The organism is Hallella absiana, assembly GCF_025457485.1.
GTDB classification, from domain to species: domain Bacteria; phylum Bacteroidota; class Bacteroidia; order Bacteroidales; family Bacteroidaceae; genus Prevotella; species Prevotella absiana.
Genome location: NZ_JAMXSP010000007.1, coordinates 140,769 through 152,520, shown reverse-complemented (window position 1 = coordinate 152,520; position 11,752 = coordinate 140,769). Strand labels below are relative to the sequence as shown.

General features: G+C 46.2%; 12 protein-coding genes and 1 rRNA gene. 12 read left to right on the top strand and 1 reads right to left on the bottom strand.

The features are described 5' to 3' along the window. Nucleotides 1–185 precede the first annotated feature (185 nt). A 5S ribosomal RNA gene (rrf, locus tag NG346_RS05545) occupies nt 186–298 on the top strand. Nucleotides 299–502: 204 nt separating this feature from the next. On the opposite strand, the gene kdsB is transcribed toward rrf, so the two are convergent. Next, the gene (gene kdsB / locus NG346_RS05540; protein ID WP_262279547.1) at nt 503–1,249 is read right to left on the bottom strand and encodes a 3-deoxy-manno-octulosonate cytidylyltransferase; all 747 of its coding nucleotides are present in this window, start codon (nt 1,247–1,249) and stop codon (nt 503–505) included. 172 nt (nt 1,250–1,421) lie between these two features. Between kdsB and NG346_RS05535 the strand changes: the two genes are divergently transcribed. The 11 genes from NG346_RS05535 (at nt 1,422) to NG346_RS05485 (ending at nt 11,749) form a co-directional block, all read left to right on the top strand. Continuing rightward, nucleotides 1,422–2,543, top strand: coding sequence for an MORN repeat-containing protein (locus tag NG346_RS05535; protein ID WP_262288431.1), 1,122 nt, complete (start codon nt 1,422–1,424; stop codon nt 2,541–2,543). Between the two features lie 31 nt (nt 2,544–2,574). Then, complete coding sequence (locus NG346_RS05530) at nt 2,575–4,653, top strand: alpha amylase C-terminal domain-containing protein (protein ID WP_396266731.1); 2,079 nt, start codon at nt 2,575–2,577, stop codon at nt 4,651–4,653. Nucleotides 4,654–4,676: 23 nt separating this feature from the next. Beyond that, nucleotides 4,677–5,852 (top strand): DUF6057 family protein, encoded by a 1,176-nt coding sequence (locus tag NG346_RS05525; RefSeq protein WP_262279550.1) that lies wholly within the window; start codon nt 4,677–4,679, stop codon nt 5,850–5,852. 180 nt (nt 5,853–6,032) lie between these two features. Continuing rightward, on the top strand, nt 6,033–7,010 hold the full coding sequence (gene pfkA, locus NG346_RS05520; RefSeq protein WP_262279551.1) for a 6-phosphofructokinase: 978 nt from the start codon (nt 6,033–6,035) through the stop codon (nt 7,008–7,010). A gap of 189 nt (nt 7,011–7,199) precedes the next feature. After that, nucleotides 7,200–8,729, top strand: a complete 1,530-nt coding sequence (gene atpD / locus NG346_RS05515; protein ID WP_262279552.1) for a F0F1 ATP synthase subunit beta — start codon at nt 7,200–7,202, stop codon at nt 8,727–8,729. Nucleotides 8,730–8,770: 41 nt separating this feature from the next. Continuing rightward, a complete protein-coding gene (atpC, locus tag NG346_RS05510) occupies nt 8,771–9,010 on the top strand; it encodes an ATP synthase F1 subunit epsilon (RefSeq protein ID WP_262279553.1) in 240 nt (79 codons plus the stop codon). Then, nucleotides 9,007–9,270, top strand: a complete 264-nt coding sequence (locus tag NG346_RS05505; protein WP_262279554.1) for a hypothetical protein — start codon at nt 9,007–9,009, stop codon at nt 9,268–9,270. Before atpC ends, NG346_RS05505 begins: the two co-directional genes overlap by 4 nt. A 12-nt stretch (nt 9,271–9,282) precedes the next feature. Next, a complete protein-coding gene (atpB, locus tag NG346_RS05500) occupies nt 9,283–10,350 on the top strand; it encodes a F0F1 ATP synthase subunit A (RefSeq protein WP_262279555.1) in 1,068 nt (355 codons plus the stop codon). 61 nt (nt 10,351–10,411) lie between these two features. Then, nucleotides 10,412–10,657: an ATP synthase F0 subunit C gene (gene atpE / locus NG346_RS05495; protein WP_154534576.1), complete on the top strand. Its 246-nt coding sequence runs from the start codon at nt 10,412–10,414 to the stop codon at nt 10,655–10,657. 25 nt (nt 10,658–10,682) lie between these two features. Then, complete coding sequence (gene atpF, locus NG346_RS05490) at nt 10,683–11,198, top strand: F0F1 ATP synthase subunit B (RefSeq protein ID WP_262279556.1); 516 nt, start codon at nt 10,683–10,685, stop codon at nt 11,196–11,198. A gap of 14 nt (nt 11,199–11,212) precedes the next feature. Beyond that, on the top strand, nt 11,213–11,749 hold the full coding sequence (locus NG346_RS05485; RefSeq protein WP_262279557.1) for a F0F1 ATP synthase subunit delta: 537 nt from the start codon (nt 11,213–11,215) through the stop codon (nt 11,747–11,749). The last annotated feature ends 3 nt before the right edge of the window (nt 11,750–11,752 follow it).

Sequence of the window (11,752 nt, the reverse complement as noted above, 5' to 3'; positions counted from 1 at the left end):
GTGCAGGTGTAAAGACGGTGACGTCAAAGCCGAGCACTACTAATTGCCCGAGAGCTTCTTTCGAGGCAATGCTTTCAGATGTATTGGCAGCATTCTTTCGGAAACGTAAGAGTTCTGTATAATATAATAAAGAGTCAAGACGCTTCTTTATAGCTTAGAGCTTGTGGCGATAAGTCAACCCCATTTTGGGTGGCTATTGCGGTGGGGTCCCACCTCTTCCCATTCCGAACAGAGAAGTTAAGCCCACTTGCGCCGATGGTACTGCAATGCAATGCGGGAGAGTAGGAGGCCGCCCTCTTTCAACGAGAGTCCTTGAAGACAGAAATGTTTTCAAGGACTCTTTTTGTTGTACGTTTACATAAAGACAGCAATGTTTTTAAGGGCTCTTTTGTTGTACGTTATATAAAGACAGCAATGTTTTAAAGGGCTCTTTTTTTTGTTATAGCTCTATCCCTTTCTTTAGGAAGGGATAGAGTGGTTTTTTGGATGTTTTACGAAGCTTTTATACTTCCTTTTTTGCTATAAAAGCTTCTGCTCTTTCTAAGTCTTTGGGTGTGTCGATGCCGATTGTCTCTACATTTGTGATGCCAACTCTGATGCGGTATCCATTCTGAAGCCAACGCAGTTGCTCAAGGCTTTCTGCTTTTTCCAGTGATGACATTGGAAGTTTGGTGATTTCTTTAAGTATTTCACGGCGATAAGCATAGATCCCCAAGTGTTTGAGATAGGGGAAGTGTTCGAGCCATTCATTCTCTTCGATACCACGTACGAAGGGAATGACTGATCGTGAGAAGTAAAGTGCAAATCCCTGATTGTCTGTGACGATCTTTGGTGAGTTAATGTTCTTTACAGCCTCGGTCGATTCAAAGGGTTTTCCAAGTGTAGCAATCTGTGTTTGAGGATGCTTGAAGAGATCACAGAGCGTCTCTATCTGAGAAGGCTGTATGAATGGTTCATCGCCTTGTACATTGATGATGACATCAGCATCAGTCTGGATTTTCTCGGCTGCCTCTTCGATTCTGTCGGTACCACTCTTATGATCGGCTCTTGTCATGACTGCTTTTCCACCGAATGTAGTAACCTTATCGTAGATACGTTGGTCATCTGTGGCTACCCACACGTCGTTTATCACTTTTTTCACCTGCTCATAGACATGCTGAATGATCGGTTTTCCACCAAGAAGAGCTAATGGCTTTCCTGGGAAGCGCGTGGATGCATAACGTGCCGGAATGATTGCTATAAATTTCATGTTGACTGTTATTAATGGTTCTATCTCGTGCAAAGTTACGAAATCTTCCTCTGATTCTGCTTATTTATTTTTGTTAAATAGTAGTGTTTATCGTTTAATTTTTTGTTTACATGTTTTTGTTTTCGATTTTTCTTATTATCTTTGAGCGTAGAATTCATTTATTTGTTACGAAGTGAGAAATCGAATCATTGCAATAATACTTTCCTTAGCTTCTTTAACGAGCTATGCACAAAAGATTTCCTTAGGTTCGTGCACTATTGTGGAACAAGGTGTCAAAGGAACCTATAAGGGAGAGATGGCTTCCGGTAAGCCACAGGGCAAGGGCAGTGTCCTCTATGATAATGGCAATACTTACGAGGGTGAGTTTGTCAAAGGCAAGCGTAATGGTTATGGAGTTTATACCTTTGCTGACGGAGAGAAATACGAAGGTCAATGGTTGCTTAATCAGCAGCATGGTCAAGGCACTTATTATTTCAGTAACAACAATAAGTATGTAGGCTTGTGGTTTCGGGATTATCAGGAAGGGCACGGAGTGATGTATTACTTTAATGGTGACAAGTATGACGGTAACTGGTATCACGATATGCGCCAGGGTAAAGGTCGTTATACCTACGCCAACGGAGCCTATTACCAGGGTCAGTGGAAGGCGGACAAGAAGGACGGTAAAGGTTTCTTCGACTGGGGCGATGGTACCACTTATGATGGAGAGTGGGCTGATAACCAGCGCTGTGGTTACGGAGTCAACAAATATGGTGACGGTGATGTTTATCGTGGTCAGTGGAAAGATGATATCCAACAAGGACGAGGCATCTATAAATTCCAGAATGGTGACGAATATGAGGGAGACTATGACCAGGGCGAGCGTACGGGTGAAGGCATCTTCAAGTATGCTAATGGTGACCGCTATACGGGACATTTCGTAGAGGGCGACCGCGATGGTGACGGTACCTTTGTTTGGGCCAACGGTGATAAGTATGAAGGCTTATGGAAGAAAGACTTGCAGAACGGACATGGTAAGCTGACGAAGAAGAACGGCGATGTCTTTGAGGGCGAGTTCGTTAATGGCAAGATAGAGGGTGAAGTGATTATACATTATGCTGACGGAACCCGCTTTAAAGGCTATTACCACAACGGCATGCGCAATGGTAAGGCTATCGAGGAAACCAAGGACGGCAAGCGCTTTGAAGGTTCTTATGTCAACGATGTGCGTGACGGTAAGTTTGTGGAGAAAGACCGCAATGGGCAGATCACGGCTCATGGCTACTATGAAAATGGCCGGCGGTTTAACGAATAATATGATTGAAACCTAAATACATAAACTAAATATTATGGTGAAGAAATCCAAATCTACAGGTGATAGCAAAGTGCTGAACGTTGCCCCTGCTGCGCAGCCCCAGCACATTGGCATCGTGGCTCATGATCCTTATCTTGAACCCTTTGAGGATGCCATTCGTGGTCGGCATGATCATGTGGGTTGGAAAATATCACAGTTGACGAATCAGGGCAAGGAGACATTGTCGGATTTTGCCAATGGTTATCAATACTATGGTCTTCACAGAATCCCTCGCGGGTGGGTCTTCCGTGAGTGGGCACCCAATGCTACGGATATCTATCTTGTCGGTGACTTCAATAATTGGACGGAGTCGGAGCAATATCGCTGCAAACGCATACCCAATACAGGTAACTGGGAACTGCGGCTTCCGGCGCGTGCCATGAAGCATGGTGATCTGTTCAAAATGCATGTGAAGTGGGACGGTGGCCAGGGTGAGCGCATTCCGGCTTGGGCAACACGAGTGGTTCAAGACGAAAAGACGAAGATCTTCTCCGCACAGGTGTGGGCTCCCAAAAAGGCTTATCAGTGGAAGGTAAAGTCTTTCCGCCCTTCAAAGGATCCGTTGCTGATCTACGAATGTCATATAGGTATGGCTCAGGATGCCGAGAAAGTTGGCACCTATACAGAGTTTAAAGACAACGTACTGCCGAGAATCGTGAAAGACGGCTACAACTGCATGCAGGTCATGGCCATCCAGGAGCATCCTTACTATGGTAGTTTTGGCTATCACGTGAGTTCGTTCTTTGCTCCGTCGAGCCGGTTTGGCACTCCTGAGGAACTGAAAGCCCTCATCGATGCCGCGCATGAGCAGGGCATTGCCGTCATTATGGATATCGTCCACTCTCATGCCGTGAAGAATGAGGTCGAGGGCTTGGGTAATCTTGCCGGTGATCCTAATCAATATTTCTATCCGGGTGACCGCCATGAGCATCCGGCCTGGGGTAGCTTGTGCTTTGACTATGGTAAGGATGATGTCATCCATTTCCTGCTGAGTAACTGCAAGTACTGGTTGGACGAATTTCATTTTGATGGATTCCGCTTTGATGGCGTCACTTCCATGCTGTACTATAGCCATGGGTTGGGAGAAGCTTTTACCAATTATGGTGATTACTTCAACGGTCACGAGGACGACAATGCGATTTGTTATCTGACGATGGCCAACAAACTCATCCATGAGGTGAACCCTTCTGCCGTGACAATTGCGGAAGAGGTGAGCGGTATGCCGGGACTGGCAGCCAAGTATGAGGATGGCGGTTATGGCTTTGATTACCGTCTGGCTATGAACATCCCCGATTACTGGATCAAGACAATCAAAGAGAAACGGGATGAGGACTGGAAGCCGAGCAGCATTTTCTGGGAGGTGAAGAACCGGCGAGCTGACGAAGAGACCATTTCGTATTGTGAGAGCCACGACCAGGCATTGGTTGGCGACAAGACTATCATTTTCCGCTTGATAGATGCTGATATGTATTGGCACTTTAAGCGTGGAGATGAAAACGAGATGGCACGCCGAGGTATTGCTCTGCACAAGATGATACGACTGGTGACGTTGGGAGCCATCAATGGCGGCTACCTCAACTTCATGGGCAACGAATTTGGTCATCCGGAATGGATCGACTTCCCGAGAGAAGGCAATGGATGGAGCTATAAATATGCCCGCCGTCAGTGGAATCTCGTGGATAATCCGGATTTGGATTACCATTATCTTGGGGATTTCGACCGCGAGATGTTGCGCGTGATCAAGAGTGAGCCACAATTCAACTTGACACCTGTTCAGGAAATTTGGCACAATGACGGCGATCAGATCCTGGCTTTTGAAAGAGGTAATCTGGTCTTTGTCTTTAACTTCTCGCCCACCCGGTCTTATACCGACTATGGGTTCCTGGTGAAGGAGGGTAGTTATCGCGTTGTGCTGAATACTGATGCGATGTGTTTCGGTGGTTATGGTTTTGCGGATGACAGTGTAGAGCATTTCACCAATCCTGATCCTTTGTACGCCAAAGACCATAAGGGATGGCTGAAACTCTATATCCCAGCTCGCTCAGCAGTGGTGCTTAGAAAAAGTGAATAACTTCATTGTTGTAGATAGATTCAATGATTAATAATCGCAAAAATGGCATCGTCACGATGAGAGTGACGTGTGCCATTTTCTTCGTATTTTTTACGTTCTTATATCTCTATGATTATCAGGCAGACATCATGTCTGTCATCCAGCATGTATTGTCTCAGGGCGCTACCCATTATAACAGGCTGATAGGTGCAGTGCTGATAACGGTTGTGCTGTGGTTGTTGCAGTTTACAATCTACAGTTTCATACGTTTGGAAAGGGTAGGGCACGCCCTGAGCTATTTCCCTTCACTGCTGTTGCTTGCCATTCTGACCGATGTGACGCGTGATGTGGATACAGAATCATACTTAGGCTGCTGGGCATGGCTATTCCCTTTGTTGATGATCGTTTATGCTGTCGTCATTTGGTTTTGTCGTCAGATGGAAAGCTTGGACAGCTCACCCTTTGTCACAGAGAGCAGTAGCCGGTTGCTATGGCAGAATCTGGCGATCATGGGCGCAATGATGCTGATGACGTGTAGTATCGGTTGCTCGGACGAGGTGTTCCATTATCGGATGAGAATGGAGAATGATTTGAGCAACAAAAGATATGAAGAAGCGCAGCAGGTAGGCATCAACGAGGAAAAGACGGATAGTAGCCTGACCTTTCTGCGAATATGGGCACTGGCAGGTACACACCAACTCGGTGAAAGACTCTTTGAATATCCTTTGGTCGGCGGTTCTGATGCGATGTTACCAAACGGCTCTTCCGTGAAGGTGATGATGGCTTCGACAAAGCCAGTATATAAGATGCTGGGCGTTTATTTCAAGCAGCAGATGCCCCCGAGACTCTATTTTGAGAAACTGCATCAGAAATGGTGGGCAACCAAAGAGTCCAATGATTGGCTGCTCTGTGCATATTTGCTTGACTGCGACGTTGATGCCTTTGCTCATAACATCACAAAATATTATCGTCTGGACAGCCATTTGCCCAAACATTATCGTGAGGCCTTGATCCTGTATACGCACCTTCGGGAACATCCATATCTTGTTTATCACGACGCTGTGATGGATGCCGACTATGAAGATTATCAGGATATGAGTAAGAAATACGCAAATCCTAAGGAGCGCTACTCAGAGTTAAAAGATACGTATGGGAAGACCTACTGGTTCTATTTCTTTACCCACAGGCGAGTTGCTAATAGAATAATGAGCGGTAGATAGTTACATATAGGTTACAAAAAAGGAATTTCTAACTCATATTGCACGAATTGTCCGTTAAAGCATTATAAAAAAGGGATTTTCGTTTGAGTGGTTTCTGATAAATTGTTATCTTTGCGTGACGAAAACATATAGAAACACATAGCATCATAATAATAGTAAATTCTAAAAAGAAAAGACAATATGGCAAAGATTCAGACAATTGGTATACTGACTTCCGGGGGTGACGCTCCCGGAATGAACGCAGCCATCCGTGCCGTCACTCGTGCCGGTATTTGCAATGGCTTCAAAGTGAAAGGTATCTTCCGTGGCTATGATGGCTTGATCAATGATGAAGTTCAGCCGTTTACAACGGAAAATGTGTCTGGCATCATTCGTGACGGTGGTACGATATTGCGTACTGCACGTTCTAAAGAGTTTATGACTCCGGAAGGACGTGAGAAAGCTTATCAGACCATCAAGAAGGAAGAGATTGATGCACTGGTAGTGATCGGTGGTAACGGTTCCTTGACAGGTGCGCGTGACTTTGCGCGTGAGTACGATCTCTGCTGCATCGGCTTGCCCGGAACAATAGATAACGACCTTTACGGTACGGATTCTACGATCGGATATGATACCACTTTAAATACGATCGTGGAGTGTGTTGACCGTATTCGCGATACCGCTCAGAGCCATGAGCGTATCTTCTTCGTGGAGGTGATGGGTCGTGACGCAGGCTTCTTGGCTCAGAATTCGGCTATTGCCAGTGGAGCAGAGGCTGCCATTATCCCAGAGGACTCTACCGATGTAGACCAGTTGGCTCAGTTCATGGAGCGTGGTATCAGAAAGTCAAAGCGCAGCTGTATCGTGATTGTGTCGGAAAGTCCGAAGTGCGGTGCGCTCTACTATGCAGACCGTGTGCGCAAGGAGTTCCCAGGCTATGACGTACGTGTTTCTATCCTTGGACATCTACAGCGTGGTGGCCGTCCTTCAGCTCATGATCGTATCTTGGCCAGCCGTACCGGTGTAGGTGCCGTTCAGGCTATCATGCAGGGACAACGTAATATCATGGTTGGTATTCGTAATAACGAGATAGTGTATGTTCCCTTGTCAGAAGCTATCCGCTCTGATAAGCCGTTTGATAGGGGACTCATTACTGTGCTCGACGAACTGAGCATCTAACTTACATGTAAATTACAACGGATGTTCACAAATACTCTTTTTTCATGTCATTAATGAGAATAATCACTCTAAAGTATGTTAAAGGAGTTTGTTGGGTATACACATTTTCCGTAAATTTGTAAGTGAATAAAGAGACTACTTTGAGAGTCTTAAGGAGAAGGTATAAATTAATATTAAATCATAAAGCGTATGTCACAGATAAACGGGCGTATCTCTCAGATTATTGGACCGGTCATCGACGTGTACTTTGACACGCAAGGTCAGGATCCTGAGAAGGTATTGCCAAAGATTTATGAGGCATTGAAGGTAAAACGACCCGATGGCCGTGATCTGATCATGGAAGTGCAGCAGCATATCGGTGAGGACACGGTACGTTGTGTGGCTATGGATAATACCGATGGCCTGCAGCGTGGTCTCGAAGTGATATCTACCGGCAGTCCTATCACAATGCCGGCCGGTGAGCAAATCAAAGGTCGAATGATGAATGTCATTGGTCAGCCTATCGACGGTATGAAGCCGCTCAATATGGAGGGTAGTTATCCTATTCACCGCGAAGCTCCAAAGTTTGAGGACCTCTCCACCCATAAGGAGATGCTTCCTACCGGTATCAAAGTTATCGACCTGCTTGAGCCTTATATGAAAGGTGGTAAGATCGGCTTGTTTGGTGGTGCCGGTGTCGGTAAGACGGTGCTGATCATGGAGTTGATCAACAACATTGCCAAAGGACATGACGGTTATTCTGTTTTTGCCGGTGTCGGTGAGCGTACGCGTGAGGGTAATGACCTGATCCGTGATATGCTCGACGCAGGCGTTATCCGCTATGGCGAGAAGTTTAAGAAAGCCATGGATGAAGGCAAATGGGATCTGAGTCTCGTTGACCCGGAAGAATTGAGCAAGAGTCAGGCCACCCTTGTCTATGGTCAGATGAACGAACCTCCTGGGGCACGTGCCTCTGTAGCACTCTCCGGTTTGACCGTAGCCGAGGAATTCCGTGACCATGGTGGCAAGAATGGCGCTCCCGCCGATATCATGTTCTTTATCGACAACATCTTCCGTTTCACGCAGGCCGGCTCAGAGGTTTCTGCTTTGTTGGGACGTATGCCTTCAGCTGTGGGTTACCAGCCGACGTTGGCATCGGAGATGGGTGCTATGCAGGAGCGTATTACCTCCACAAAGAATGGTTCCATCACTTCTGTGCAGGCTGTGTACGTACCTGCTGATGACCTTACCGACCCTGCTCCGGCTACGACCTTCTCTCACTTGGACGCTACGACGGTGCTTGACCGTAAGATCACGGCCTTGGGTATTTATCCTGCTGTGGATCCTTTGGCCAGTACATCACGTATTCTTGATCCGTTGATTGTCGGTAAAGAACATTATGAATGCGCTCAGCGCGTGAAGGAAACGCTTCAGCACTATAATGAGTTGCAGGATATCATTGCCATCTTGGGTATGGATGAGCTCTCTGATGAGGATCGCTTGGTTGTGAACCGTGCCCGTCGTGTGCAGAGATTCTTGTCACAGCCATTCGCCGTTGCCGAGCAGTTTACCAATGTACCAGGTGTGATGGTGAGCATCGAAGACACGATCAAAGGCTTTAACGCTATCCTCGACGGAGAGGTCGATGACCTGCCGGAGCAGGCCTTCATGAACGTCGGCACGATCGAAGACGCAATTGCCAAGGGTAAGAAACTGCTCGATGCCGCTAAGAAGGCTTAATGATACGTTGCTCTCATATTTAGAATATTAAAACTATTCCTATGTTGAGATTAAAGATAGTATCACCAGAGAAAGTCATCTACGACGGCGAGGTAGAGAGCGTGAAGGTGCCCGGGACACAGGGTGCTTTTGAGATACTCAATAATCACGCTCCCATTATCTCTTCGCTTGGAGATGGCAGAGTAGAGTTTACTGCTTCACAAGGTTCCCAAAGCATAGATGTGCATGGGGGCTTTGTAGAGGTGAAGAAAAACGAAGTGTGCCTTTGCGTGGAAGTGTGATATTCGTCAGCGTTCTGCTCTTTGTGATGCTGGGCGTGGCATGGGTGAAAGGCTATGACTTTGTGATGAAGCATGCACCCAAAGCGTTGCCGAGGTTCTATTTCCTTTTGGCATTGATGAGAGTGCTACTCGTCGCAACATTGACAGCATGTTACGTATTGCTGGTTTCACATAGCGTGGGCGAGTCGAAGTCGTTTGTCATCATGATACTCATCATGTATGCGGCGATGATGACGATCACACTGATGATCAGACATTAAAATGTTTGGACAATGAATAAGATTAAACATATAACTTGCATCGTCTTGTTGCTGTTGATGGCATTGCCTGTTTCGGTTTTTGCCTCTGATGGTAGCAAGCTGAATACATCACAGATTGTGGTAGGACATATCAAAGATTCCTATGAATGGCATGTCACTGATATTGGTAAGCAGCATGTCATTATCAATCTGCCTATCATTGTCAAGAGCTCTACGGGTTGGCATGTATTCAGTTCTTCCCTCTTTGCAGAGGAAGCAGATGCAAAAGGATATCGGCATGGTCCCTATAACTTGGCGATTGCCACTACAGGAGACCATACAGGTAAGATTGTGGAGTTGCGGGGCGGTCAGGAGATTGTACCCTTTGATATCAGTATTACCAAGACGGTGGCGGTACTCTTTATCGATGCGATCATCCTGCTCCTTTGTATCTTGATACCCGCAAGATGGTATCGTCATCACAAAGCGAGTGACCCGGCTCCGGGAGGCTTTACAGGATTTGTAGAGATGCTTGTAAGTTATGTTGAAGAAAACATCGTAAAGCCTGGAGTAGGTGAGGGTTACGAGAAATATTCTCCTTACTTGATGACATGTTTCTTCTTTATTCTTACTTGTAATCTTATGGGAGTCGTTCCGTTCCCTCCAGGTGGAGGAAATGTGACAGGCAACATTGCAGTGACTTTCTTCCTGGCTCTGTGTACGTTTATCATTACACAGTTTAGCGGAACGAAGCATTACTGGAAAGACATTTTTTGGCCAGACGTGCCAAAGGCGCTGAAGGTATTCCCTTTGATTCCCTTAATTGAGTTCGTCGGAATCTTCACGAAACCTTTTGCATTGATGATCCGACTTTTCGCCAATATGATGGCCGGACATGCTATTGCTCTGTCGCTTACTTGTATCATCTTCGTTGTTGCAGCCATCGGTGGTGCGACATTCTACGGAATGACAGCATTGAGCGTCTTGATGAGCATCTTCATGATGTGCTTGGAGTTGTTGGTTTGCTTCATTCAGGCAATGGTCTTTACTATGTTGAGTTCCATTTTCATAGGTTTGGCCCGCGTGAAGTCAGAGGAATAACTTGAGTAGAGTTAGTTAGAAGAATATAAAATAAAAAATAAACACATTAAACTTTAAAGCTATGATTTCAACATTATTATTGGCAGCCGCCGCAGATGGCGTTGCAAAGTTAGGTGCCGGTGTCGGCGCAGGTCTCGCAGCTATTGGTGCAGGTATCGGTATTGGTCGCATTGGTGGCCAGGCTATGGATGCTATGGCTCGCCAGCCTGAGGTGATGAATAAGATTTTCACCAATATGATTGTAGCTGCCGCCCTTATCGAGGGTGTTGCTCTGTTCGCTGTGGTGGTAGCATTCCTTTGCATCTAATCAATCAAGATAATCATTACTGCGTATGGATTTGTTAATGCCAAGCACGGGTCTTCTGTTTTGGATGACCATCGTCTTCTTAGTCGTGCTGGCCGTATTGTGGAAATGGGGCTTCCCCGCCATCACCAAGATGGTGAAGGAGCGAAAGGACTACATCGACGACAGTCTGAGAAAGGCGCATGAGGCCAATGAGAAGCTCGCTCACATCCAACAAGAAGGAGAATCCATTCTGCAGGAAGCACGTGAGAAGCAGGCCTCCATATTGAAGGAGGCCACTGCTACTCGCGAGGCCATAGTGGCAAAGGCTCAGACACAGGCAAAAGATGAAGGAGCACGACTTCTCACCGATGCGAAGGCAGAAATTGAGAATGAAAAGCGCCAGGCTATTGGTGAGATTCGCTCGCAGGTAGCTGAGTTGTCTGTGAAAATCGCAGAGAAGATCTTGCGGGAAAAGCTTTCTGCCGACGACAAGCAGATGGATTTGATTGATAAACTGCTGGATGAGGTGTCGAAAGACGAAGTAAAGAGTGATGTTCATTAATTGATTGTAAGCGTATGGATATAGGAGTAATCTCAGTAAGATATGCCCGCGCACTGCTCGACAGTGCGGTGGCAATGAAACTGGATGAAGATGTTTATCAGGAGATGCAGGTACTTTGCAAAAGTTTTCTGGATGTCCCTGATTTTCGATTCACCATCGATAATCCTATGCTTGCAAAGGATAAGAAACTGCAGCTGATCATTACGGCCTGCGGTGGAAAAGTCACTGAGCTGACACAGCGTTTCTTCCAGATCGTTCTTCGGGAAGATCGTGAAAGTGTCTTGCAGTTCATGGCTAATTCCTATATCTCCCTTTACCGACGGATGAAGCATGTCACCCAGGGAAAATTGATCACTGCCGTTGCTGTCTCTCCTGAGACGGAACAAAAGATGAAACGTATGGTAGAGAGCAAGACGCATGGCAGTGTGGAGTTCAATACCGAGGTGGATCCAAATATTATAGGTGGGTTTATCCTTGAATATGATACTTATAGAATGGATGCCAGTGTGAAGACTAAACTTCATCAAGTGCTGGCAACCTTGAGAAAATAAAGA

What these genes read in the sequence shown, in the direction of transcription:
- atpD (WP_262279552.1), top strand. Translation starts at nt 7,200, where the DNA reads ATGTCACAGATAAACGGGCGTATCTCTCAGATTATTGGACCGGTCATC.
- atpC (WP_262279553.1), top strand. Translation starts at nt 8,771, where the DNA reads ATGTTGAGATTAAAGATAGTATCACCAGAGAAAGTCATCTACGACGGC.
- atpE (WP_154534576.1), top strand. Translation starts at nt 10,412, where the DNA reads ATGATTTCAACATTATTATTGGCAGCCGCCGCAGATGGCGTTGCAAAG.
- kdsB (WP_262279547.1), bottom strand. Translation starts at nt 1,249, where the DNA reads ATGAAATTTATAGCAATCATTCCGGCACGTTATGCATCCACGCGCTTC.
- NG346_RS05485 (WP_262279557.1), top strand. Translation starts at nt 11,213, where the DNA reads ATGGATATAGGAGTAATCTCAGTAAGATATGCCCGCGCACTGCTCGAC.
- NG346_RS05525 (WP_262279550.1), top strand. Translation starts at nt 4,677, where the DNA reads ATGATTAATAATCGCAAAAATGGCATCGTCACGATGAGAGTGACGTGT.
- pfkA (WP_262279551.1), top strand. Translation starts at nt 6,033, where the DNA reads ATGGCAAAGATTCAGACAATTGGTATACTGACTTCCGGGGGTGACGCT.
- atpB (WP_262279555.1), top strand. Translation starts at nt 9,283, where the DNA reads ATGAATAAGATTAAACATATAACTTGCATCGTCTTGTTGCTGTTGATG.
- atpF (WP_262279556.1), top strand. Translation starts at nt 10,683, where the DNA reads ATGGATTTGTTAATGCCAAGCACGGGTCTTCTGTTTTGGATGACCATC.